Genomic DNA, 24,651 nt, shown 5'->3' with positions numbered 1-24,651 from the left:
GCCGGGGCCCGCCACGATAGCGCGCCCCGGCCCTGCTTGCCTATATCAGAACCCTTAGAAATTCGCGCTGATCGATCCGAAGAACATCCGCGGGGCGCCGATCAGGAAGGACTGATAGGCCAGGGCCCCCTGCGAAATGCTGACCGGGTTGCCGTTTTCACCCATGGTCGAAATATAATGGGTGTTCTGCAAGTTCGTGACGCTGAAAGACAGGGTCAGATCCTTGACACGGTTCAGCCCGCGTTCCACCGCCGGGATCCGGCTGAAATTGTACTGCAGGCCCAGATCGGACATCCAGTAGGCCGGAACCTTCACGTCGCCCACATAGCTGAAATTACGGTGGCTGGTGAAGCTGGCATCGGCATAGGCTGTCAGCCCCTGATACACATAGGACAGGCGCGTCTTGTACATGAAGCGCGGGTAGTTGATGATCTGCACGCCCTTGGTGTGGTAGGAAACGCCCGCTTCGACCAGGTTGTTGTCATAGGTCGCGTGGTTGTAGCTGAAGCTGTTGGTAAAGGTCAGGCGCGGCAGCAGCATGACGGTCAGCCCGGCATCCACGCCGTTCATGGTGACACCGCCCACATTGGCCACGGTGGAAATGGGATTGACGGAGGAGCCGGAGGTGATCTGCTGCAACCGGTTGTTGAAGTTGGTGCGGTAGCCGTAAAGCGACAGCCCTACCCGCTGCGAGGAATACCGATACCCGACGGCGTAGGTCCAGTCCGTTTCGGGGCGGAAGGACGAACGCCCGGCGTCGAACGCCGCCTGCGTGACCGCGAACGGAGATGCACAGGTCTTGAACCCGCATTCGGCATAGGTGTGCACGTTCTCTGAAATATCAAAGAACAGTTCATGATGTTTCAGGAAATTCCAATCCGCGCTGATATGCGGCAGGAACGGCTTTGCGGTTGTCAGGCCCACGCCGCTGGCAAGCTCCGTGCCCGCGCCGTAATAGTCCGGATTGGCATAGCCATTGCCCACACGCGTGGTGCTGAGCACGGACTTGAAGCCGAAATGCAGGGCAAGGTTTTTGACCGGATGGTACGTATCCTGCACGAAGGCAGTAAAGGTGTTGGTGTTGTAATCCTGGTTGAAGATCTTGGCGAACGGGTTTTTCCAGTAGTTCAGCGGATTGGGCAGGGCCGAGGTCAATTGCCCGTTCACGATATTGGGCATCTCGAAATCATATTCGGGGGACTGGTAGCTGTTGTTTTCGTACCAAACACCCCCGCTGAGTTCGTTGGTGCGGGTGGCATATTGCGCCTGCGAGATAATGCCGAACCGGCGGATCCCCGGCGCCTTGCGCAGTTCCGACAACGGCGAACCGTTGGGGGAGGGAAAATACGGCGTGGTCCAGGTGGACTGGTTGGTTTCACCGTGCCCATAGGCCGTGGTGTCCCACGTCACGTGGTCATTGAGCTTGAGATGCGCCTTGACCCCACCGAAATAATCCGAGCTGTTGAGCGTCGCATCGTAATAGGCGGAATCTTCCGGGTCGGCCAGGCCCGCGAAGGACGACGGGAAGATGTTGTTGGCCGCATTGATCGCCGCCTGAAGGCCGCTCTGCTTGCCGTTGTAATAGTTGGTGACGTTATAACCCGCTTTTTTAATAACCTCGGGCGAAGCATCGGGTGTGGAGAACTGGTGTTCGTCCGCCCAGTCGAAAAAGGCCGAAAGGGTGCTTTCCTCACCCAGGGGCTGCACCAGCTTGGCGTTGACCTGCTGGATGAACTGATCGCCCGTACCTTTCCAGATCTGGCCGTCCTGGCGCATATAAGAGGTATAAAAGCGCGTGCCGGTCCTGTTCAGGTCGCCGCTCTCGAAACGGATAAAGGTGTGATAATTGCCGTAGCTGCCAAAACCCTGGCTGACCGTGCCGCCCAGCTTGTGCGATGGATCGCGCGAGACATAGGCCAGCGAGCCACCCAGATTGTTGGTGGCCGCCACCGATTCAGCCCCAGCGGACTGCGAAACATCGATCCGCGCCACGTTTTCGGACGAAATTGCCAAAATGGCGTTCAGGCCATTGTAATTTCGCAAGGACTGTTCGCCCATGGGCATGCCGTCGAGCGTAAAGCCGACTTCCGACTGCTGGAAACCATGCATGAAGAACTGCTGGGACCAGATATCAATACCCTGCCCGTCCGCGGCCTGGAACATCACGCCGGGCAACTGGCCCAGCGTCTTCAGCGGGTTTGTGCCCGGGGGTGCCTGGGACAGCAGCTTCTGGCTGACCGTTACCAATGCTCCGCGCGTGATATGATGGGCCTTGACGTCATAGGTTTCAGACGTGGAGCTGAGGTAATAGGCCGGTTCCTTGGACGCGGCCGCTTTGCCAGTGGCGGGCTTGCCCGTGGCCGCAACCTTGGCCGACGGTGCGGTGGCCGCGGGCGCTGCGGCATGGGCACTGGCCTGCGCTGTGGAGTGCGCGGCCTGATGCGCCTTGAGGGCGGCTTTTTTACCCCCGGCAGATGCGTCCTGCGCAAAAGCCGCACCAGCCCCGAGGGAGACGAGCGTGGTCGAAAACAGACAGAGTTTCGATAACGAGATGCTTCGCATTTTATTCACCTGTACACACCACGTTTCAATATCAAGGACGAACCGGGGCGCGCCGGATCCTGCTTGCCCGACACATATCCGGCAGACGCCGCGCTGGCCCTTGTTGCTTATGGAAAAGCCTATGTTGTCTATACGAGTATAGTCAACAACAATTCATGTCGGATATGCAATTAAATGACCGTGTTGCCCCGACGCATCGCCAGCCAGTAGACAACAGCCGTCAGGGCCAGCCCGAAAACCCAGGACAGATCGGCCCCGCCAAACGCCTTTGCCACGGGGCCTTCATAAAGCTCATTGGCGAGAAAGGGAATCTGTGCGAGCAGGCCGAATGCGTAGGACAACAGGGCACGTATGTTGAACCGCCCGTAAACCCCGCCATCGCGCGCGAAGAAAGACGGCAGGTCATACGCGCCGTGGCGCAAGACGTAATAGTCCACCAGGTTGATTGCCGACCACGGCACCATGATGGCCATGAGCAGTTCGAGAAAACCCGTATAGGCCGCATCGAACTGCCCCGCCATGGCAATGGCTTCGACCAGGGCCAGGACCAGCAACCCTATGGTCAGCCCGATCCGCCATGAAGGGCCGAAATGCCGGCCCGGGGCCACGGTCTGGAACACGGTAATGGACGACAACGCACCGCAATACAGGTTCATGGCATTGGCGATGATGATACCAAGGGCCAGGACAGCCAGGATCGGTGCGGCAAAGCCCCCCAGTTCGTGGTGCAGCACGGAGGTGACATTAGCACCGGTGACAATGCCTACCAGCATGGCCACGAACGACCCCAGCGCGCAGCCCCAGTAGGTGGCATGGAACGCCAGGCGTTCGCCCGCGCGACTGCTGGGCAGATAGCGCGAATAATCCGACACATAGGGCGCGTAGGCGATCTGCCACAAGGCGGCCAGCGACATCGCCCCCAGAAAACCCGGCAGCGTGTCATGCCCGTCGCCCAGCCACCAGCCGGTATCCAGCGGGACATGGCGCAGGGCCACGACAAGGCAGATCAGCACCGCCGACCCGCAGAACAGCGAGGCCACGCGGGTTGCGGCATGTATGGCCCGGTAGCCCAGAACAGCCGGCACAAGCGAGAGAAGGGCCACGACAACCATACCCGGCACCCCGCCGAGATGGCTGTCCATGCTGGCCAGTCCCTGGGCCCCCAAGACGAGATTGGACGCGGAAAACCCCAGGAACATGATCACGATCAGCGCTGTCATGGGGGCCGCCCCCAGCATGCCGAACTGCGCGCGGGACTGCACCATCTGCGGAATGCCAAGATGGGGCCCCTGGGCCGCATGCAACGCCATGAAAAGCCCGCCGACCAGGTTCCCCACCACGGCGGCCAGCAGGGCGGCCATGGGGGAAAGATGGAACGTGCCGCGCATGACGCCACCCGTGGTCACGGTCAGCATGGTCATATTCGCGCCGAACCACAGGGCGAACAGGTCCCGCGCCCGGCCGTGCCGTTCGGATTCCGCCACGGGATAGATCGTCTGGAATTCGACCGCAGAATCGGGAAGAAAGTCGGGGCCGTGCTCCGTCGTACCTGCCTGCACTGTCATGACCCAAATGTTCCACACGGGAAAAGACGGGGCTCAACCATGAGTGACCTCCATGAACGCGCGGATTCGCTCATGCGCGTCCGAACCAAAAATTTCACTGACCGGAGCGCTCTCCGCAATCCGGCCGCCTTCGCAGAAATGGACCGTTTGCGCAATGGAGCGCACGAAGCGCATTTCGTGGGTGACGATCAGCATCGACATGCCTTCGGCCGACAGATCGCGGATCACGCTCTGCACGCCCTGCACCAGTTCGGGGTCCAGCGCGCTGGTCGGTTCGTCGAACAGGATCAGGCTGGGCGACATGGCAAGGGCGCGGGCAATGGCCACACGCTGCTGCTGCCCGCCCGAAAGCTGGCGGGGGTAGAAATCCGAACGGTCCAGCAGGCCCACGCGGGCCAGGCAGTCGCGGGCACGCGCACGGGCCTCGGCCTTGCTGCGGCGCAGAACCACGACCTGCCCTTCCATCACGTTTTCCATCACCGTGCGGTGCGAGAACAGGTTGAAATGCTGGAACACCATGGGCATGCGGGCCCGGGCCGCCTGCACGGTGCGCTCGGGCGCGATCTGCACGCATTCGCCCGCCTGCCAGCACAGCGGCGTGCCGAACACCGTGATTTCCCCCGCATCGGGGCGTTCGAGAAAGTTGATGCAGCGCAGGATGGTGGACTTGCCCGCACCACTTGAGCCGATCAGGCAGGCGATCTCACCTTCACGCAGGGAAAGGTCCACGCCTTTAAGGATAGGGTTCCCCCGAAAAACCTTGTGCAACCCGCGAATTGTCAGGATAGGCGCGGATTCGGCCCTGTGTTCACCGCTCTGGCCGGTCATCGCGCACCTTCCTTGTCCATGGTCAGCGGCACGCTGATGGTCTGGCGACGATCCGACGGGGTCAGCCGCAGTTCGATGTAGCGAATGACGCGCGCGCTGGCAAAGCTCATGATGAAATAGATGATGGCCACCATGATATAGGTGTTCATGCTGTCGAACGTATCCGAAATGACGATGGTCGCGTGGCGCAGCAGTTCGTTGACCGAAATGAACGATACGAGGGAACAGTCCTTGAGCAGGGCGATGAAATACCCGCCCAGCGTGGGCAGGGACGCAAGGGCCGCCTGCGGGATGATCACCCGGCGATAGACCGCAATACGCGACATGCCAAGCGAAACCGCCGCCTGCCGCTGCCCGCTATCCACCGCCAGTATGGCTGCGCGAAACACTTCGGACAGATAGGCGGCAAGGTTGAGCGTAAGCCCCGCGATACCCGCCCAGAACGCATTGAGCACGATCCCGATTTCGGGCAGGGCGAAATAGATCAGCAGCAACTGCACGATCAGCGGCGTGTCACGCACGACCTCGACCACCGCATCGAGCGGCCAGCGCACCAGGCGGCTGGCGGCCATGCGCCCCACGGCCACGCAGAACCCCAGCACCATGCCCAGCGCCATGGAGATAAGGGACAGCTCGATCGTGACCAGCGCGCCCTGGAGCAGAAAGGGAAGATGCTCGGGCACTTCATGGAAAAAGAAATTATACATGCGCCGCGCTCAATCCTGTCCCGGGCCCTTGATCAGGTGGTCCTGCTGGGGTTCCCACACATCGTAGCGTTTGAGAATGGCGCGCAGCGTCCCGTCCGCCCGCATGCCCGCCAGTGCGGTATTGATCGCCGCCAGCAGGTCCGGACAGGCTTCGCGCACGACAACCCCTTCGCTCCCCAGCCGGTAGGACGCGGCGGCTTCCGCCTTGGCCCATTGCGGCTTGGGCGTGTAGAACACCGGATCGCCGATCGTGCGCAATCCCTGAAAATGCGGCCGCTGTGCCTGAAGCGTGCCCTGGTCCACCACAATGGCGTCGATCTGCCCGTTGCGCAGGGCAATGAAAGGGTCGCCGAACGTATCGTAATCAGCCACGGACGCGCCAATTCCCTGTTCGACAAGCCTGTGGGCGGTGGCGGAATCGTTCGTGCCCGAAACGGAGCCGATCACCTTGCCCTTCATGTCGGCCAGGGTGTGGATGGGGGAATCCTGCGGGACGATGATATAGTCGTAGAGCATGAAATACGGTGTGGAGAACAGCACATGCCCCAGCACGTGCCGTTCCTGCGTGATGTTGGTGTCGGACAGGATGATATCCCACCGCCCGGCCTTGAGCCCCGGCACCATGGTGGCCCATTCGGTAATGATGAACTCCGAACGGGGCAGGCCCATGCGCCGGGTCAGCTCGCTCAGCACATCCGCGTCGATCCCGTGATAGACCCCGTCCCTGTCCTGCCACAGGGAGGGATGCGCGCCCAGCAGCCCGTTGCCCACCCGCATGACCCCGGCGGCCCGGATATCGTCCAGGCAGCCGGCATGGGCCGCAGGCGCGCATGCCAGCGCCATGGCCGCAAGCCCCCAGAAAAGGTGGCGCGCCCTCACGCCGAAACGGAATACAGAACGGGAAAATCCTCACCCACCAGCGGGTCTCCGTCGTGCAGGGTCAGATGTGCCAGCGGCGGCGACCCCTTGCCGTTACGGTCGGCAAAGGTTGCACCTTCCCCCACCAGCCGGGCGGAGAACACCCGCCGCCGGTTGATCGCCCCCACGGTGGCCGCGGCCCCATGAACGGTTCCGAAATCAAAGGCCACCGCATCGCCCGGGGCCATGTCCCAGCCCAGGATACGGTACGCATCGCGGTTGGCGTCGATATCGGGCATGGGGGTGCTGTCGTCATCGGCGTAAAGGGGGGTGCCATCGAAGCGCATTGGCTTGTGATCCATGCCCCATTTATGCGAACCCGCCACGCATTCCAGCGCGCAGGACGCGGGCACGGGGTCGAGCGGGATCCAGAAGCTGACGGTCTGCGGCCCGCGCGCGCAATAATAGGGCCGGTCCTGGTGCCAGGGTGTGACAACGGAGGAGCCCGGTTCCTTGACCAGCACGTGGTCATGGAAAAACCTGACCTCCCGCGCGCGCATGAGGGCTGCTGCAATCCCCCCCACGCCGGAGCGTTCCACGAAGTCGCGGAATTCGGGAATACGCTGCCAGTTGCACAGATCCTGGAAAAACGGGGCCGAGCCTTCGGGCTGGTAGGACCGTTCGAGCGGGCTGGGGTCAGCCATCAGGCGGTCGATGCCCGCGCGCAGGATTTCAACCCAGGGGGCGAACGCGCCACGCAGCACGACAGCGCCGTCACGCTGGAAAGACTCGACTTGTTCGAACCCGGGAATGGCCGATACCATCTGCGTCATAGCCCAGTGATTCCTATGCGGCTGAAACTGAGGGAACTCTATGTTGTCTGTACAAGATCGGTCAATCTCATTTCGAAATGATCGGGGATATTTTTCCTGATAATCCCGAGGCCCCATACAAACATTGCGCTCTTTTCCCCAGACGGAAAGATGGGAATAATTCCGCTCGACCAACAAATTCCAATGTGCTTGTATGTACAAGATTGAACAGGAGAAACCGGTCATGTCCGCCAAACCCGCCAGTTCTTGCGCACCCGCCTGCCGGCCGGAAGTGGCGCATCTGCCGCCCTATAATGCGGGGCTCAGCACCCAGGCCGTTCAGGCCCGTTACGGCGTATCCGCCATCAGCAAGCTGGGCAGCAACGAAAACCCCTACGGCGCGCCCTCGCCCGTTCATGCGGCGCTGGCCGGGCTTGGCCACAAGGTGGCACTCTACCCCGAGGCCGACCAGGCGCTCAAGGATGCATTGGCCCGGCATGTGGGCGAATCCCCCTCCCGCATCGTGCTGGGCAACGGTTCGGAACAGATCATTCGCATGATACCGGAAGCCTATGTCAGCGCGGGCGATCGGGTCGTGACCGTCCTGCCCTCCTTCGGGCTGCATATCCTGACCGCCGAGATGATGGGTGGCGTGGTGGACGCGGTGCCGGTCACGGCGGAATGCGAATTCGATCTGCAAGCCCTGCGCGCGGCCGTGGCCCAGCCCGTCAAGCTGCTGGTCTTCGCCAACCCGTCCAATCCGGTGGGCTGCATGATGGGGGCGGACGATTTGCGCGCCCTTGTTGCCGCCTGCCCTGCCGACTGCCTGATCGTGGTGGATGAAGCCTACCGCGAATACGCCGAAACGGACCCCGCCTACCCCAATGCACAGGCCATCCTGCGGGAACAGGCGCGCCCGTGGATCGTGCTGCGCACCTTCTCCAAGGCGTATGGTCTGGCCGGGCTCAGGATCGGTTACGCCATTACCTCCGACGACGCCATTGCCCAGACGCTGGGCCGGGTGCGCGATCCGTTCAACACCAATATTGCCGCCCAGCTTGCAGCCCTGGGTGCGCTCGACGGCCTGGAAGAAATGCGCCGGAGCATTGAAAAAACCAACCAGGCGCGTGAGAGCCTGCGCGCCGAACTTGTCCGGCTGGGGCTGAAAGTCGCTCCCTCCTACGGCAACTTCCTGTTCTTCGAGACTGAAATATCGTCGGGCGATCTGGCCGAAGCCCTTCTGCACCAGGGCATTATCGTCAAACCCTGGAAGGAACGGGGCTACACGCACTGGACGCGGGTCAGCATCGGCCTGCCCGAGGACAATGCGCGCTTTGTCGCAGCCCTGAGCGCGATCCTGGCCGCACACCCCGCATCCGCGCAGCCGACTGGCACCGGGCTGACGGGCGCAGGGCCGACTGGCACACGGGCTCCCGTCGAGGCATAAACCAGAACCGGGTCCATCCCGGACATGACAACAGCAGATACGCGAACATCCGACATGACAAGCCAGACCCTGACCGTACCGCAACGCATCGACGCCGCCATTGCCGAACTGGCCCCGCATTTTGCCGAGCGCCTGTCGCGCAACCCGTCCGTGTGCGAACAGCACGCGCATGGGGAGGGCTATCACGCCCGGCATTTTCCCCACGCGGTCATTTTCGCGCAAAGCACGCAGGAGGTTTCGCAGATCCTGCGCGTGTGCAACGCTTGGCGCGCCCCCGTTGTGCCGTTTGGTGCCGGTACCTCGCTTGAAGGGCAGGTCAACGCCATTGAAGGCGGCATTTCGATAGACCTGTCGCGCATGGACAAGGTGCTGGAGGTCAATGCCGGGGACATGGACTGCCGCGTGCAGGCAGGCGTGACCCGCCAGGCCCTGAACGCCTACCTGCGCGACGAAGGGCTGTTCTTCCCCGTCGATCCGGGGGGTGAGGCCACGATCGGCGGCATGTGCGCCACGCGCGCATCGGGCACGGGGGCGGTACGCTACGGCACCATTCGTGAAAACGTGCTGGGGCTGACGGTGGTTCTGGCCGATGGGCGTGTCATGCAGGTGGGTCGGCGGGTGCGCAAGTCGGCCATGGGGTATGACCTCACGCACCTGATGATCGGATCGGAAGGCACGCTGGGCATCATCACGGAAGTGCAGGTCCGCCTGCATGGCGTGCCCGAGACCCTGGCCGCCGCCGTCTGCCAGTTCGACACGCTGGCCGATTGCGTCAACACCGCCGTGCAGGTCATGCAGATGGGCGTGCCCATCGGACGCATGGAACTGCTCGATGACGTGCAGATGGATGCGTGCATCCGCTTTTCCAAGCTTGAGGGGTTCCGCCCCGTCCCCACCATGTTCTTCGAATTCGCAGGCGGGCCGGAAGCCGTGCGCGAGCAGGTGGCCCTTGTCGAGGATATCGTGGCCGAAAACCACGGCTCCGCCTTCACCTGGAGCACGCGTGAACAGGAACGTGCCGAACTGTGGAAGGCGCGGCATGCCGTCTACTGGGCGTGCCTTGCGTACCGGCCCGGTTATACAGGCATTTCCACCGATGCCATCGTTCCCATTTCCGCCCTGACGGACATGATCCTGGGGGCCAAGAAGGACATCGAGGATTCGGGCATTACCGCCCCCATTGTCGGGCATATCGGCGATGGCAACTTCCATACGGTCATGCTTGTCCCCGAAGGGGAGGACTGGCTTGCCAAAGCCCACGCGCTGGACCGCAGGATTATCGCCCGCGCGCTCTCGCTCGGCGGCTCGGCCAGCGGTGAACACGGGGTGGGGCTGGCCAAGATGGAGTTCATGCCCGACGAACACGATGCTGTAGCCCTGGATGTCATGCGCGCCATCAAGCATGCGCTGGACCCCAATGGCATTCTCAACCCCGGTAAGCTGCTGCCCGCCGTTGCCGCCCACCCCAAGGCCTGCCAGCCCGCATGAGCATGACCTTTGCCGCACTGGACAGTTTTCCCGTTTCGGCCTGGCGCAACGGGGCGGGCAAGACGCGTGAAATCGCCATCAGCCCGGCGGATCGGTACGGGGTCGCGGGGGCCGTATGGCGCATCAGCCTGGCCTCCATCACGCAGGACTGCGCTTTCTCGTTCTTTCCGGGCTTTGCACGCAGCCTGGCCCTGGCGTGCGATGGCAGGCTGACGCTGACCGGGCTGGCCACGGGCCCGCAGGTTTTGCAGAATTCTGGCGATATCGTGCATTTTTCGGGGGAGGATGCCGTTTTCGCCGGTTGCCATGGCACGCCCGTGCAGGCCTTCAATCTCATGGCCGCCCCCACCTTTGGGGCTGAAATGCACTGCCATGCCCAGTCGGCCGACATGCCTGGCGGGCACATGGCTTTTCTCCTGCCCGTGCACGGCACATGGCGGCTTGAAGGATACGAGCAGGCGCTGACACCGGGCATGATCGCCATGGGGCCGACAGGCAGACAGCCACTGCGCGCCATGCGGCGGGCGGGTCATGCAGGCCGCCTCGTGGCCGTTCTTCTTCCCTCCCTATCCTGAGAACCCTATTCAGAGACAAGGTATATCATGAGCGAGACCGCCTATCTCCCCATCATCGATCTCGGCCTTGCATTGCAGGGCGACTATGCCACGGCGGGTGCGCAGATCGGCCACGCCTTCACCACATCCGGCTTTTGCTATGTCCGCAACCACGGCATTCCCGACGAACTGATCGAACGCGTCCGCCACGAAGCGATGGATTTCTTCCACGCCCCCATGGAAGAAAAACTGGCCTGCAAGCCAAAGGAGGCCGTGCGCGGATTCAACGCGCTCAACCGCACGATCATGTATGGGGCCGATAACCCCGATTATAAGGAATTTTTCCAGATCGGGCTGGAACTTCCGCCCGACGATCCGGCCGTTCTTGCCGGGCAGCCGCTGCGTGGCCCCAACCAGTGGCCCGCGGGCCGTCCCGCCTTCCGGACGGCGATGATGGATTATTTCAACGCCGTGGGGGTTTGCGGGCAGGCGCTGCTGCGCTCGGTCGCGTGTTCGCTGGGCATTGCGCCTGATTTTTTCGTGGGGAAATACGACCGCCCGCTCCAGCGCACGCAGGCCATCTGGTACCCGCCCCACCCGCCCGAACGCGAGCACGACCAGTTCGGTGTTGCCCCCCATACCGATTACGGGTGCATTACGCTGCTCTGGCAGGATGGCGTTGGCGGGCTGGACGTACAGGGCGCGGATGGCAACTGGATTCCCGCACCGCCCATACCGGGCACGCTTGTCATCAATATCGGCGATCTTCTGTGCCGGTGGTCGAACAACCGCTATCATTCCAACATGCATCGGGTCACGAACCGTTCGGGCAAGGAACGCCTGTCGATCGCGACATTCTACGACCCGGACTACGACGCGATCGTCGACCCGCGCGACCTGAACCTTCCCGAAGGGACAAAGGCATTTTTCGAACCCGTCTCGGCCGGTGACTATATCATCGGCCGCATACGGGAATCGCAAAAACCCAAGGCCGAGGCAAGCTGAGGCCGCTTCAAAACAGGGCTTTGATAGAGAGGAATAAAAGTTTTTGGGTGTCGCCTTTTTTCAAAAAGGTGACATCCCCTGAAGCTTTTTGAAAAAAGCTTCACCAAAAACTTTTGTCTGCCGGTCCCGGGCGGGTCAGAACCGCCCGGATCAGAATCGCCACAGGGCGTTGCGGCCCGCGGCCCGCACGGCCGCAATATCGGGCAGGCCCGCCAGCGCCATGACATCGCTTATTTCACGCGCCAGCGTATCGAGCACAAGACCCACGCCGCGTGCCCCGCCGGCGGCAAGCCCCCAGGCCCAGGGCCGCCCGATGGAGACCGCACGGGCCCCCAAAGCAAGGGCTGCAACCACATCCCCCCCGCGGCGGATGCCACTGTCGAGCATGATATCGACGCGCCCGCCCACGGCCTGGGCGATTGCGGGCAGGACATCCAGCGTGGCCGGGGCGGGGTCCATCTGCCGGCCGCCATGGTTGGAGATAATCAGCCCATCGGCCCCGATTTCGGCGGCACGGATGGCATCATCGGGGTGCATGATCCCCTTGACGACAAGCGTGCCGCCCCAGGTCGCGCGCAGCCAGGCCAGGTCATCCCAGTCCAGGCCCGCATCGATCTGGGCGACGACATCACGCGCCTGGGCCATGACCCCGCGCGAACCGGTATAGCCCGCAATATTGCCCACATTCGGCATGGCCCCACCCCGCACCTGCCCATACAGCCAGGAGGGATGGCGCAGAAGCCCCGCCATCTGTGTTGCCGTGGGCCGTGAAAGATGGCGAAACCCGTTGCGCATATCGCGTTCGCGCACGGGGGTAATGGCGGTATCGATTGTCAGGATAATGCCGTCCATGCCGCAAGCCCGCGCACGCTCCAGCATGTCGCGCGTGAGCGCGCGGTCACGGAAGACATAGATCTGCGCCATGAGATCGGCGCCGGTGGCAGCCACTTTTTCCATGGGGGCAATGGAAAAGGTCGAAACCCCCATGCCCACGCCCCGCTTGTGGGCGGCATAGGCCGCACCCTGTTCGCCATGGGCATGGAACATGCCCGCAAAGCCCAGGGGCGCAAGAAAGACCGGCAACGCCCAGGACCGGCCGAAACACTGCGTGGCCAGGTTTATGGAGGAAACATCGCGCAGCCCACGCGGCACGATACCCCATTGCCCGAACGCCGCGCGGTTGCGCGCCATGGTGCGTTCACCATGCGCACCCCCGTCAATATAGTCGGCAAATAATCGCGGCAGGCGACGGCGCGCTTGTTCCGAAAACCCGGCAAACGCGCCATCATCCATCAGACTGCCTCTAGCGTTGGAAGAACCCGTGTATCGGCCACGGCCTTTGTCAGCACACCCGATGCGATCAGGGCATTGGCTGCTTCCATATCCGTGGTGAACAGCCTGTCCTGGGCGAAGAACGGCACCTGTTCACGCAGGGCCGCCGCCACCCGCACCAGGGCGGCGGAGGATGTCAGCGGGGCCAGGAAGTCCAGGCCCTGCACGCTTGCCAGATACTCGATTCCCAGAATGGTGCGCACATTGTCGTTGATATCACCAACGCGCCGTGCTGCAAACGTGGCCATGGAAACATGGTCTTCCTGGTTGGCGGATGTGGGCAGGCTGTCCACGCTGGCCGGGTGGGCCAGGGTCTTGTTTTCCGACGCCAGGGCGGCGGCCGTCACCTGCGCGATCATGAAGCCGGAGTTCACGCCGCTGTCATTGACCAGGAAGGGTGGCAGGCCGCTCATGCTCGGGTCGACCAGCAGGGCCAGGCGACGTTCGGCAATCGCGCCGATTTCGGACACCGCGATCGCCATCAGGTCGGCGGCGATGGCGACGGGTTCGGCATGGAAATTGCCGCCCGAAATCATTTCATCCGTATCGGGGAAATGAATGGGGTTGTCGGACACCGCATTGGCTTCCACCAGCAGCACGCGTGCGACATGGCGCAGGCTGTCCAGTGCCGCCCCCATGACCTGCGGCTGGCAGCGCAGGCAGTACGGGTCCTGCACGCGTTCGTCATCCACCAGGTGGGAGGCACGAATGCCCGAACCCTGCATCAGGTCGCGATAGACGGCGGCACATTCGATCTGCCCGGTCTGGCCCCGCAGCGTGTGCAGGCGCGGGTCGAACGGTGCATCCGTGCCGCGCGCGGCATCCAGCGTGAGCGACCCGGTGACCAATGCGGCCTGGAACAGTTGCTCGGCATCGAACAGGGCCACCAGCGCCAGCGCGGTGGAGGTCTGGGTGCCGTTGAGCAGTGCCAGCCCTTCCTTGGGGCCGAGTACGATCGGCTCAAGCCCTGCGGCACGCAGGGCCTTCGCACCCGGCAGGCGCTCGCCGTTGAAGAAGGCTTCACCCTCACCGATCAGCACGGCGGACATATGCGCCAGCGGCGCCAGGTCGCCCGAAGCCCCGACCGAACCTTTTTCGGGAATGACGGGAATGACGCCACGGTCCAGCATGTCCAGCAGCAGCTGCACGATCTGCGGACGCACGCCCGAAAAACCACGCCCCAGCCCATTGGCCTTGAGCAACAGGATCAGACGCACGACCCGTTCGGGCAGCGGCTTGCCGATACCCGCCGCATGGCTGAGCACGAGGTTGCGTTGCAGGTCACGCAGCCTGTCATCGGGGATACGGGTCTTGGCCAGCTTGCCAAACCCTGTGTTCACACCGTAAACGGCGGCCCCACCTGCCACGATCCGGTCGACCGAACGCGCGGCTTCGGCCAGGATATCGAGGGCTGCGGGGTCCAGCGTCACGGACGGGCTTTCAAACACGAAGCGACGCAGGGTGGCCAGGTCAAGCTGGCCGGGTGTCAGAACGAAACTGTTGGCCATGTGTCTCAGCCTTTTGTAATCATGGGCAGGTCGAGCCCTTTTTCATGTGCGCAGGCTACGGCAATGTCGTACCCCGCATCGGCATGGCGCATGACGCCGGTGGCCGGGTCGTTCCACAGCACGCGTTCAAGCCGCTGGGCGGCGTCCTGCGTACCGTCGGCTACGATCACCATGCCCGAATGCTGCGAAAAGCCCATGCCCACGCCGCCGCCATGATGCAGGGACACCCATGTGGCCCCCGAAGCGGTGTTGAGCAGCGCGTTCAGCAGCGGCCAGTCGGATACGGCGTCCGAACCGTCGCGCATGGCTTCGGTCTCGCGGTTGGGGCTGGCGACGGACCCGCTGTCCAGATGATCGCGCCCGATGACGATGGGGGCCTTGAGTTCACCCTTGGCCACCATTTCATTGAACGCCAGACCAAGGCGATGGCGATCGCCCAGCCCTACCCAGCAGATGCGTGAGGGCAGGCCCTGGAAGTGGATCTTCTCGCGCGCCATGTCCAGCCAGTTGTGCAAATGCTTGTCGTCAGGCAACAATTCCTTGACCTTGGCATCGGTCTTGAAAATGTCTTCCGGGTCGCCGGACAGGGCTGCCCAGCGGAACGGGCCCACGCCACGGCAGAAAAGCGGGCGGATATAGGCGGGAACGAAACCGGGGAAGGCGAACGCATCCTCGCAGCCGACCTCGAACGCCATCTGGCGGATGTTGTTGCCGTAATCGAAGGTGGGAATACCCATGCGGTGGAAGGCCACCATGGCTTCGACATGCAACTTCATGGATTCCTTTGCGGCTTTCTCAACCGCGGCAGGGTCCGTGATACGCATTTTCTCGGCGTGTTCGAGCGTCCAGCCCGCGGGCAGGTAGCCGTTGAGCGGATCATGGGCCGATGTCTGGTCGGTCACGCCGTCGGGGCGGATACCGCGCCGCACCAGTTCGGGGAACACTTCGGCCGCATTGCCCAGCAACCCGACAGAGACCGGCTTGCCGCTTTTGCAGGCGGCGTCGATAATTTCCAGCGCCTCGTCCAGCGTGTCCACCTTGCGGTCGAGATAGCCGGTCTGCAGGCGTTTTTCGATCCGGCCCGGTTCGCATTCGACCGCCAGCATGGAAGCCCCGGCCATGACGGCGGCCAAAGGCTGCGCGCCACTCATGCCGCCCAGGCCACCGGTCAGGATCCAGCGGCCGGTCAGGTCGCCGCCGTAATACTGGCGGCCCATTTCGACAAAGGTTTCGTACGTGCCCTGAACAATGCCCTGGCTGCCGATATAGATCCACGAACCCGCCGTCATCTGGCCGTACATCATCAGCCCTGCGCGGTCGAGTTCGTTGAACTTGTCCCAGTTCGCCCAATGCGGCACCAGGTTGGAATTGGCGATCAGCACGCGCGGCGCGTTTTCATGCGTGCGGAACACGCCCACCGGCTTGCCGGACTGGACAAGAAGCGTCTGGTCCGCTTCCAGGCCCTTCAGGCTTTCGACGATCTGGTCGTAACAGTCCCAGTTGCGGGCCGCGCGGCCGATACCGCCATAGACAACCAGTTCGGAGGGCTTTTCCGCCACTTCGGGGTCCAGGTTGTTCATCAGCATGCGCAGGGCCGCTTCGGTCTGCCAGGTTTTCGCGGTAAGCTGCGAACCGTGGGCCGCGCGGATGACACGATCATTGGAAAGGCGGGATGACGTTGGGCTACTCATGGCGCACACCTTGACTGTACTTGTATATACATTCATGTGCCGCAGGTCGGACGCCCCTGTCAACTTGAAAACGTAACGATCAGCCCCCGATCGAAAAAACCTTTGTCCCGCTATGCGTCTTCAGCCTGGCTTGGCGGTTCCCGCACCCTGCCGCCAGCCGCACTTGGTCAGGGCCGGTAGCGGCCCACAAAGCTGTAGCGGCTGCCCGAATAGGTGAAGATACCCTTCATCACCACGCGCCCGTCCACCCAGGTGCGGCGCATGAGCTGCAGGCAGGCTTCGGGTTCGTCCAGTTCAAGCAACTGGCAGATATCCAGGCTGGGGGTCACGGCGAACACCACGTGTTCGATTTCCTCCGGCCGGGCGATGGCGGACAGGTGGCGGTGCGGATGGGTCTGGGAGAAATCCTGTTCCAAATAATCCGGCGCGAAATGGGAGGAGACGAAACGTTCCTCCACCTGTAAGGGGGTGTCGTCCTCGTAATGGACGATAATGGAATGATACAGGCGGGCACCGGGTCTTTGGCCGAAGGCGGTGGCCAGGTCGCTATCGGCGCGGATCGTATCGAGCGTGATGATCCGGGTGCTGTGCACATGACCGTTGGAGAGAATATCGTCAGCAATATCGCGCAGTTCCAGCAACTCGACCCGCTGCGCGGGTTCCGCCACAAAGGTGCCCACCCCCTGCGCACGGGTCACGACCCCTTCGGCCGTGAGTTCGCGCAGGGCGCGATGCACGGTCATGCGCGAGACGCCAAGCTGTTCGACCAGCTCACTTTCGGACGGCAGGCGGTGGCCAATGCCCCATTTGCCGGTTTCGATCTGCTCGGTAATATACAGCTTGACCTGTTCATACCGGGCCGTGGGCTTGTCTTTTCCTAAAACCTGCGACACGATTTTACCCTATCCAGAAAAGAGACCCCATGGTGCCACAGGCCGCCACGCCTTAACCACCGTTGAAATGGACTATCAGTCCGGCTGGCGGGCCGGCTGGCAATCCGGCTGGCCCGCGAACACACGGCCTGTGGGCCGCACACCGCCGATCCAGTAGGACAGTTCATGCGGGCCGGCGATATCCCACAACGCCATGTCCGCCGCCATTCCCACACGCAGGCGGCCCACCGTGTCCGCCAGGCCCAGCGCCCGGGCCGCGATATGGGTGTGCCCGGCCAGGGCCTCCCCCGGGGTCAGGCGGAACAGGGTGCAGGCCATGTTCATGACGCCCGTGGGGGTCAGGATGGGGGAGGTGCCGGGGTTGCAGTCCGTGGCCAGCCCCATGGCCACCCCATGCTTGCGGAACAGGGCGACGGGCGGCTGCTTTTCCTCGCGCACGAAATAGAACGCGCCGGGCAGCAGCATGGCCACCGTGCCCGCTTCGGCCATGGCGCGGGCCCCGGCCTCGGTCGCGTATTCCACATGATCGGCCGAGAGCGCACCCCACCGTGCGGCCAGCGCGCTGCCCCCCAGGTCGGACATCTGGTCCGCATGCAGGCGCAAAGGCAGGTTCAGCCCGCGCGCGACGGTGAAGATCTGCTCCACCTCGGCAGGGGTGAAGGCAATGGTTTCACAAAACGCATCGACACTGTCGGCAAGCCCTTCCCGGGCCACGGCGGGCAGCATGTCATTGCATAAATGGGTGACATAATCCGCCTGACGCCCGGCAAATTCCGGCGGCAGGGCATGCGCGCCCAGGAAGGTTGTGTGCACCCGCAGGGGCAGGTGCCGACCCACCGCACGGGCCACCCGCAACTGCTTGAGTTCATCTTCCAGCCGCAGCCCATAGCCGGACTTGATCTCGACCGTGGTCACGCCGTTTTCAACCAGCGTGCGTGCGCGCTTGAGCGTGCTCTGGAGCAGGTCTTCCTCGCTCGCCTCGCGCGTGGCGCGCACGGTGGACAGGATGCCCCCACCCCTGCGCGCGATTTCCTGGTAGGACACGCCTTGCAGACGTTCGGCGAATTCCCCGCTTCGATCGCCCCCGAAGACGAGATGGGTGTGCGGGTCCACCAGCCCTGCCGTCATCCACTGGCCACCGCAGGTCAGAACCTCGGCCGCCAGGCTTTCGGGCGTGCCGGGCAGGTCCGCGCGCGATCCGACCCAGGCGATGACCCCATCCTTTACGGCAATGGCGCCGTCAGGGATCGTGCCAAAATCGTCACCTCCCGGCTGGCCGGTGCCTGTGGCGTCCGTCGCCAGATTGATGTCGATCCACAACCGATCCCACATGCGCATCTCCCGATCCCGCCCTTGACCTCATACATCTATACATGTCTAGTTCTAAGCAGATCGTAACGCAACGTTCTTCCAGAAAACCGATCTCCAAACAGGCGGGTCCATGTCTCAGTCGGTGGGTTCTTCTTCCTTTTTCGCCAAACAGGCCCTGCTGCCTGACGGATGGCACGACAATGTGCGCCTAAGCTTCGACGCGCAGGGGTTCTTCACGCAAGTCGAACCGCAGGGCCGGCCACAGCCGCAGGACATACGGGCCGATATTGCTCTGCCGCCGCTGCCCAGCCTGCATTCGCACGCCTTCCAGCGCGCCATGGCGGGGCTGACGGAGGCAAGGCATCACCCGTCGGATTCCTTCTGGACCTGGCGCGAACAGATGTATGGCCTGGCCGCGCGCATCACGCCGGACACGCTGCGCGCCATTGCAGCCCGGCTTTACATGGACATGCTCAAGGCCGGGTTTACGCAGGTGGCGGAATTCCACTACCTGCACAACGCGCCCGATGGCGCAGCGTACGCCCAACCGGCGGAAATGGCGCTGAGCGTGATCGAGGGCGCGCGGCAGGCGGGTATTGGCATGACCATGCTGCCAACCCTGTACCGCCATGCGGGATTCGGCCGCCCGCTGGCCCCGGAACAAAAACGCTTTGCCAGCACACCGGATTTTATTGCCCGCATCCTGTCCGACATTGCCGCACAGTATCCCGATCACCCCGCTGTCAGGACCGGTGTCGCCCTGCATTCGCTCCGTGCCGTCAGTGATGCGGACATGCGCGAAATGCTGCGCCTGGCCCCACAGGACTGCCCGATCCACATCCACATTGCCGAACAGGTCAAGGAAGTGGAAGATTGCGAACGCGCTCTGGGCCGCAGGCCGGTCGCCTGGCTGCTTGATGAAATGCCGGTGGATGCGCGCTGGTGCCTGGTCCATGCCACCCATCTGGACGCGCAGGAGACCACACGGCTTGCCCGCTCGGGCGCAGTTGCGGGCCTGTGCCCGATAACCGAGGCCAATCTGGGGGACGGCCTGTTCCCGCTTGAAAAATATATCGACGCAGGCGGGCGTTTTGGCATTGGCAGCGACAGCAACGTGCTGCTGAGCACGGCGGAGGAACTGCGCCTGCTCGAATACGGACAAAGGCTGGCGACACAAAAGCGCTGCCAGGCCCTGCCCACGGGCCAGACCGGATCGATCGGGCAGTTCCTGTACAGCCAGGCCCTTGCGGGCGGTGCCCAGGCCTGCGGGCTGGGGGCAGCGCACCCCGCAAGCCCCGGCGCTCCAGTGGGGCCGGCGGCGGCGGGTCAGCTTGCCGTGGGCCAGCGGGCCGATGCCTGCATCCTGCGTGAAGACGATTTGTCCCTACCCGGGCTGAAGGGGGACGCCGTTCTGGACAGCGCGATTTTCGCCAGCCCCACCCTGCCTGTCAGCGATGTGCTGTGCCACGGGGCGTGGGTGGTGCGCGATGGCCGCCATATCAACGAAATTCACATTACAGCCGCATTCCGCCATGCCATCATGGCCCTTCGTTCCTGACAGGAGACATAGCCCGCATGACCGCACCTGTTTTCACTTTCACGCAGGGCCACGCACCCGTTCTTGTCACCCTGCCCCATGCGGGCACGGAACTTGCCCCCGGCATGGCCGAACGCATGACGGAATACGGCCGGCAACTGCCCGATACGGACTGGTATATGGAGCGGCTGTACAGCTGCGCGCCCGATCTGGGCGTAGGTGTGCTGCGCGCCAATTATTCGCGCTATGTGATCGACCTCAACCGGGGGCCGGACGATGCCGTTCTTTATCCCGGCCGCCCCAAGACCGGCCTTGTGCCCGAACTCAGCTTTGACGGCAGCGCCATCTACGAGCCGGGCCAGGCCCCCGACACCGCCGAGATCGAAGACCGCCGCCGCCATTACTGGCAACCCTATCACGACGCCGTGGCCGCAGAACTGGCGCGGTTAAAAGCGCAGTGGGGCTGGGCCATTTTGTGGGATGGCCATTCCATCAAGACCGAAGTGCCCCGCCTGTTCGACGGCGCCCTGCCGGACCTGAACTTCGGCACCAATGACGGGGCATCCTGCGCAGGCAGCCTGATTACCCCGGTTGTAGAAACCGCTGCACAGGAAAAGGAATTTTCTCATGTTCTGAACGGCCGTTTCAAGGGTGGATACACCACACGGCATTACGGCCAGCCTGAACAGAACATTCATACCATCCAGCTTGAAAAAGCGCAGCATATCTACCTCGCCCACGAAGCGGCACCCTGGCCGATCGATGAGGCCAAGACCCGCAAGGTGAGCGCAGTGCTTGCAAAGCTTCTGGACCAGGCTGCCCGCTGGCGGCCCTGACAGCCTGCCCGGGCCGTTTAAAAGCTCGGGCAATGTATAAAAGTTTTTGGGTGGCGCCTTTTTTTCAAAAAGGTGATGGTCTTTGAAGCTTTTTGAAAAAAGCTTCACCAAAAACTTTTCTATTTTATTGATCAACGGCTGTTTTTATCAGCCTCTTATTCTGGCGCGTATGGGGCCGTATCCGCCCCGGCTTTACGCGGCAGGGGTGATCTGGGCGAACGCCCAGTCCAGCCAGGGCAGCAGGGCTGCAACATCGGCCGGTTCCACCGTGGCCCCACCCCAGATACGCAGGCCCGCCGGTGCGTCGCGATAGCTGCCGATATCGAACGCCACTTTTTCGTGTTCCAGCACGGCCAGCATCTTTTTCAACGCCGCCATCTGGGCCGGGCGTTCAAGGGCCAGAAACCACGGGGCGACAATGCGCAGGCAGATGGAGGTCGAAGACCGTTCGGCCTTGTTCGTGGCCAGGAATTCCACCCAGTCCGTGCGGGCCACCCACTCGCTGACTGCGGCGAGGCTGGCCTGGCTGCGGGCCTTCAGCCCCTCCAGCCCCCCGACCGAACGGGCCCATTCCAGACTGTCCAGCGCGTCTTCAACACACAGCATGGACGGGGTGTTGATGGTATCGCCCTTGAAGATGCCCTCGATCAGCGCACCCTTGGCAGTCAGGCGAAAAATTTTCGGCAATGCACGGGGGGGCTGGAACGTCTCCAACCGGGCCTGCGCGCGCGGGGAAAGGGCGATCATGCCGTGTGCGGCTTCACCCCCCAGCGCCTTCTGCCACGACCAGGTGACCACATCCAGCCGGTCCCATGGCAGGTCCATGGCGAAGGCGGCCGATGTGGCGTCACAGATCACCAGCCCGTCATGGGTGGGGGGAATAACGTCGGCATGCGGCAGGCACACGCCCGAGGTGGTGCCGTTCCAGGCCAGGACGACATCATGCGCCCAGTCCACCTGCGCCAGATCGGGCAGGCTGCCGTAATCGGCCTTGAACACCCGGGCATTGTCCAGCTTGAGCTGGCTGACGATATCCTGCGCCCACAGGGCCGAAAAGCTCTCGAACGCCAGAACATCCACCGGGCGCGGGCCCAGCAGGGACCACAGCGCCATTTCCATCGCCCCCGTATCCGATGCGGGCACGATTCCCACTTTCCAGCCTTCGGGCACGCCCAGGGTGGAAGCAGAACGCACAATGACCTCATTCAGGCGCGCCCGGCCCTCGGCCGAGCGGTGCGACCGGCCAACCAGCGCACCGGCCAGGGCCGACACATCCCAGCCGGGGCGCTTGGCGCACGGACCGGAGGAAAAGCACGGATTGAACGGGCGGGTCGCGGGACGGGACAGCACGGAAGGGAAAGGGGCGTTCATGACCTCGGGCCGGGAGAGGGGAAAACATGGTGCGAGAGGGGGGATTCGAACCCCCATGCCTTGCGGCGGTCGATTTTGAGTCGACTACGTCTACCGTTCCGTCACTCTCGCGAACTGTCTTCCCCTACCAGCAAAACGCCGTGCGGGAAAGGGTTTCGCAGTCGTTGCTGGCAGGGTGCCGCAGGCGTCGGTTACGCCTCGCGCCTGCTGAACACCCCGCCCAAACAACCTTTTGATAAGTAATGATAAAAGTTTTTGGGTGTCGCCTTTTTTCAAAAAGGCGACGGTCTTTGAAGCTTTTTGAAAAAAGCTTCACCAGAAACTTTTGTCTGTGAATCCGATTTCGGGGCAGGCTTTTTAGCGGCACACCCGGCGGGTGCCGTCAGCGGCGATATAGGTGCCCGTCTGGGTGTTGAAGCACGCATTCTGCGTGCAGGTGCTCCCCACGGCCAGGGGCTGGGGATAGTTCTGCACCGCCATGGCCATGCCCTCCCGCGCGGCGGTGCCGCAAAGCGGCGTATTCAGTGGGGCGGACGGATCGTTCGTAAGCGTGCTTTCATTGGGGTTGGCGGCTTCTGCGGCAAGCCCCGGGGCGAAACTTTGCGGCGGTATGCGCGCAGGTGGCGTGGGGTTGGTACACCCCGCAAGCCCAAGGCCAGCCAGCAGGCAGGGAACAACAAGGGCAGAATATAACCGGGGCATACGCATCAGCCTTTCAGCACGGCGCGGGCCAACCGCCCCGCCGCATTTTTTCTGTGCCCAGCATAGCCCCGTTGCACGGGCGGGCTCAACCGGGTGGGAACGGCCGGGCTTTTCCATGGGCCGTGGCCATTCTTAAAAATCCAGCGCACCCTGCACCGGCACGGCCCCACCCCGACCGATGACGGCATCGCGCGTGCCATCGGCAAAGGTCAGTTCCACCCGCTCGCCATCCTTCAGGGCCCTGGCCTGCGTGACGGGGTGGCCGCCAGCACTCACCAGCGCGTAGCCGCGTGCCAGCACCGCCCGGGGGGAGACGGCCTCAAGCTGCCGCCCGGCCCCACCCAGGGCCAAGCGCTTTTCGCGCAGGATGGCCATGAGCGGGGCCGGCGTAACCCGTGCCTGCCCCAGGCGGCTGCCCTGGCGCTGGAGCGTATTGCGCAGCCCCGCCCCCAGCGCATTGCCCAGCACCGCAAGCCGCGTGCCCCGCCCGGCCAGCAGGGTTTCCACCGCGGGCATGCGCCGCTCCACCGCGACCAGATCGGCCCGGCGGCGCTGGGCCAGGGCTGGCAGGGCCACGCCAAGCCTGTGGCTTCTTTCATCCAGCCGCAGGCGGGCGGTCTGCAACAGGCTGGGCAGGTCGGGCAGCCCGCCTGCCGCACGGTCGAGCCTGATGCGCACACCCTGGAGCATGCGCGAAAGCGCACCCAGGGCGCGCGCGGCGCGGTGTTCGATATCGGCCAGCAGTTCCGTGCGCACGGGTACGGCCATTTCCGCCGCGGCCGTGGGGGTGGGGGCGCGGCGGTCGGCGGCGAAGTCGATCAGCGTGGTATCGATCTCGTGCCCCACGGCGGAAATCAGCGGAATGCGGCAGGCCGCCGCCGCACGCACCACGGCTTCGTCATTAAAAGCCATCAGGTCTTCGAGCGAGCCACCGCCGCGCGCGATAATCAGCACATCGGGGCGGGGGATGGGGCCGGTGCCGTCCAGCCGGTCGAATCCGTTAATCGCCGCCACGATCTGGGCGGCTGCCCCCTCCCCCTGCACCGGCACCGGCCAGACCAGCACAGGGCGGGGAAAGCGGCGGCGCAAGGTTGTGCGGATATCATGCAGCACCGCCCCCTGGGCTGATGTCACGACCCCGATCACGCGGGGCAGCATGGGTATGGCCCGCTTGCTGCGCGTATCGAACAGGCCTTCTTCCGCCAGTTTCAGCCGCAGGCGTTCGATGCGGGCCAGCAACGCGCCTTCGCCCGCATATTCCATGCGTTCGACCACCAACTGGTAGCTCGAACGCTCGCCATAGGCCGAGATCTTGCCCGTGGCGATAATTTCCACCCCGTTTTCGGGCACCAGCCCCAGGCGCGAGACCGAACCGCGCCACACCACGCCGGAAATCTTGCCCTGCTCATCCTTGAGGGAAAAATACAGATGCCCCGACGGATACCGCTTGAATTCGGTAATCTCGCCGCGCACGCGCACGCGGCCGAACGTGCCTTCCAGCGTGCGGCGGATCGCGCCCGAAATTTCGGACACGCTATATTCGGGAACATTGCCGCCATTGGGCCCCTGGGCAGGGGGGATGTTTCCAAGCTCTTCGTGCATGGCGCCAACCTATGCTACAGACGCTCGCCCTGAAAAGAGCGG

General features: G+C 63.4%; 20 protein-coding genes and 1 tRNA gene. 6 read left to right on the top strand and 15 right to left on the bottom strand.

Annotation, left to right across the window (positions count from 1 at the left end):
- Positions 1 to 54: 54 nt before the first annotated feature.
- The 6 genes from J2D77_RS05025 to J2D77_RS05000 all read right to left on the bottom strand — a co-directional run bounded on the left by J2D77_RS05025 (position 55) and on the right by J2D77_RS05000 (position 7,353).
- Positions 55 to 2,562, bottom strand: a complete 2,508-nt coding sequence (locus J2D77_RS05025; RefSeq protein ID WP_207845212.1) for a TonB-dependent receptor — start codon at positions 2,560 to 2,562, stop codon at positions 55 to 57.
- A 170-nt stretch (positions 2,563 to 2,732) separates the two neighbouring features.
- Positions 2,733 to 4,127 (bottom strand): purine-cytosine permease family protein, encoded by a 1,395-nt coding sequence (locus J2D77_RS05020; protein ID WP_207845211.1) that lies wholly within the window; start codon positions 4,125 to 4,127, stop codon positions 2,733 to 2,735.
- 33 nt (positions 4,128 to 4,160) lie between these two features.
- Positions 4,161 to 4,955, bottom strand: a complete 795-nt coding sequence (locus J2D77_RS05015; protein ID WP_207845210.1) for an amino acid ABC transporter ATP-binding protein — start codon at positions 4,953 to 4,955, stop codon at positions 4,161 to 4,163.
- Positions 4,952 to 5,662, bottom strand: coding sequence for an amino acid ABC transporter permease (locus J2D77_RS05010; protein WP_207845209.1), 711 nt, complete (start codon positions 5,660 to 5,662; stop codon positions 4,952 to 4,954). Before J2D77_RS05010 ends, J2D77_RS05015 begins: the two co-directional genes overlap by 4 nt.
- A gap of 9 nt (positions 5,663 to 5,671) precedes the next feature.
- Positions 5,672 to 6,505 (bottom strand): substrate-binding periplasmic protein, encoded by an 834-nt coding sequence (locus J2D77_RS05005; RefSeq protein ID WP_207845208.1) that lies wholly within the window; start codon positions 6,503 to 6,505, stop codon positions 5,672 to 5,674.
- Between the two features lie 32 nt (positions 6,506 to 6,537).
- Positions 6,538 to 7,353 (bottom strand): phytanoyl-CoA dioxygenase family protein, encoded by an 816-nt coding sequence (locus J2D77_RS05000; protein ID WP_207845207.1) that lies wholly within the window; start codon positions 7,351 to 7,353, stop codon positions 6,538 to 6,540.
- Positions 7,354 to 7,576: 223 nt separating this feature from the next.
- On the opposite strand from J2D77_RS05000, the gene J2D77_RS04995 reads away from it, so the two are divergent.
- Genes J2D77_RS04995 through J2D77_RS04980 form a run of 4 tightly spaced genes read left to right on the top strand, consistent with a single transcriptional unit; the run spans position 7,577 to position 11,826 of the window.
- Complete coding sequence (locus J2D77_RS04995) at positions 7,577 to 8,779, top strand: aminotransferase class I/II-fold pyridoxal phosphate-dependent enzyme (RefSeq protein ID WP_207845206.1); 1,203 nt, start codon at positions 7,577 to 7,579, stop codon at positions 8,777 to 8,779.
- Positions 8,780 to 8,833: 54 nt separating this feature from the next.
- Positions 8,834 to 10,267 carry an FAD-binding oxidoreductase gene (locus J2D77_RS04990; RefSeq protein ID WP_207845646.1) on the top strand — a complete coding sequence of 478 codons (1,434 nt, stop codon included), beginning with the start codon at positions 8,834 to 8,836 and terminating at the stop codon, positions 10,265 to 10,267.
- Positions 10,264 to 10,842 carry a HutD/Ves family protein gene (locus J2D77_RS04985; protein ID WP_207845205.1) on the top strand — a complete coding sequence of 193 codons (579 nt, stop codon included), beginning with the start codon at positions 10,264 to 10,266 and terminating at the stop codon, positions 10,840 to 10,842. The genes J2D77_RS04990 and J2D77_RS04985 overlap by 4 nt, the downstream gene beginning before the upstream one ends.
- A 27-nt stretch (positions 10,843 to 10,869) precedes the next feature.
- Entirely contained in the window at positions 10,870 to 11,826 is a 957-nt protein-coding gene (locus J2D77_RS04980; protein ID WP_207845204.1) for an isopenicillin N synthase family dioxygenase, read from the top strand.
- Positions 11,827 to 11,976: 150 nt separating this feature from the next.
- On the opposite strand, the gene J2D77_RS04975 is transcribed toward J2D77_RS04980, so the two are convergent.
- From J2D77_RS04975 to hutI, 5 genes are all read right to left on the bottom strand, one after another.
- Positions 11,977 to 13,119, bottom strand: a complete 1,143-nt coding sequence (locus J2D77_RS04975; RefSeq protein WP_207845203.1) for an alpha-hydroxy acid oxidase — start codon at positions 13,117 to 13,119, stop codon at positions 11,977 to 11,979.
- A complete protein-coding gene (gene hutH, locus J2D77_RS04970; protein WP_207845202.1) occupies positions 13,119 to 14,666 on the bottom strand; it encodes a histidine ammonia-lyase in 1,548 nt (515 codons plus the stop codon). The genes J2D77_RS04975 and hutH overlap by 1 nt, the downstream gene beginning before the upstream one ends.
- Positions 14,667 to 14,671: 5 nt before the next feature.
- A complete protein-coding gene (gene hutU / locus J2D77_RS04965; protein ID WP_207845201.1) occupies positions 14,672 to 16,357 on the bottom strand; it encodes a urocanate hydratase in 1,686 nt (561 codons plus the stop codon).
- Positions 16,358 to 16,524: 167 nt separating this feature from the next.
- On the bottom strand, positions 16,525 to 17,250 hold the full coding sequence (gene hutC, locus J2D77_RS04960) for a histidine utilization repressor (RefSeq protein ID WP_207845200.1): 726 nt from the start codon (positions 17,248 to 17,250) through the stop codon (positions 16,525 to 16,527).
- A gap of 75 nt (positions 17,251 to 17,325) precedes the next feature.
- Positions 17,326 to 18,582 carry an imidazolonepropionase gene (gene hutI, locus J2D77_RS04955; RefSeq protein WP_207845645.1) on the bottom strand — a complete coding sequence of 419 codons (1,257 nt, stop codon included), beginning with the start codon at positions 18,580 to 18,582 and terminating at the stop codon, positions 17,326 to 17,328.
- A 109-nt stretch (positions 18,583 to 18,691) separates the two neighbouring features.
- Here hutI and J2D77_RS04950 point away from each other — a divergent pair, with 109 nt between their 5' ends.
- Both J2D77_RS04950 and hutG read left to right on the top strand, forming a co-directional pair.
- Complete coding sequence (locus tag J2D77_RS04950) at positions 18,692 to 20,119, top strand: formimidoylglutamate deiminase (RefSeq protein WP_207845199.1); 1,428 nt, start codon at positions 18,692 to 18,694, stop codon at positions 20,117 to 20,119.
- A 17-nt stretch (positions 20,120 to 20,136) separates the two neighbouring features.
- Positions 20,137 to 20,934, top strand: coding sequence for an N-formylglutamate deformylase (gene hutG / locus J2D77_RS04945; RefSeq protein ID WP_207845198.1), 798 nt, complete (start codon positions 20,137 to 20,139; stop codon positions 20,932 to 20,934).
- A 192-nt stretch (positions 20,935 to 21,126) separates the two neighbouring features.
- Here the strand turns inward: hutG and J2D77_RS04940 are convergent, their stop codons facing one another.
- The 4 genes from J2D77_RS04940 to xseA all read right to left on the bottom strand — a co-directional run bounded on the left by J2D77_RS04940 (position 21,127) and on the right by xseA (position 24,609).
- Positions 21,127 to 22,305 (bottom strand): phosphoserine transaminase, encoded by a 1,179-nt coding sequence (locus J2D77_RS04940; RefSeq protein WP_207845197.1) that lies wholly within the window; start codon positions 22,303 to 22,305, stop codon positions 21,127 to 21,129.
- A gap of 27 nt (positions 22,306 to 22,332) precedes the next feature.
- Positions 22,333 to 22,416: transfer RNA gene (locus J2D77_RS04935), tRNA-Leu, on the bottom strand.
- 246 nt (positions 22,417 to 22,662) lie between these two features.
- Positions 22,663 to 23,007: a BA14K family protein gene (locus J2D77_RS04930; RefSeq protein ID WP_207845196.1), complete on the bottom strand. Its 345-nt coding sequence runs from the start codon at positions 23,005 to 23,007 to the stop codon at positions 22,663 to 22,665.
- 132 nt (positions 23,008 to 23,139) lie between these two features.
- The gene (gene xseA / locus J2D77_RS04925; RefSeq protein WP_207845195.1) at positions 23,140 to 24,609 is read right to left on the bottom strand and encodes an exodeoxyribonuclease VII large subunit; all 1,470 of its coding nucleotides are present in this window, start codon (positions 24,607 to 24,609) and stop codon (positions 23,140 to 23,142) included.
- Positions 24,610 to 24,651: the final 42 nt, after the last annotated feature.

This window comes from Acetobacter garciniae, from assembly GCF_017377735.1.
Taxonomy (GTDB): Bacteria; Pseudomonadota; Alphaproteobacteria; order Acetobacterales; family Acetobacteraceae; genus Acetobacter; species Acetobacter garciniae.
Note: the sequence above shows the minus strand (reverse complement) of the source record. Positions and strands in the feature narration are given on the sequence as shown.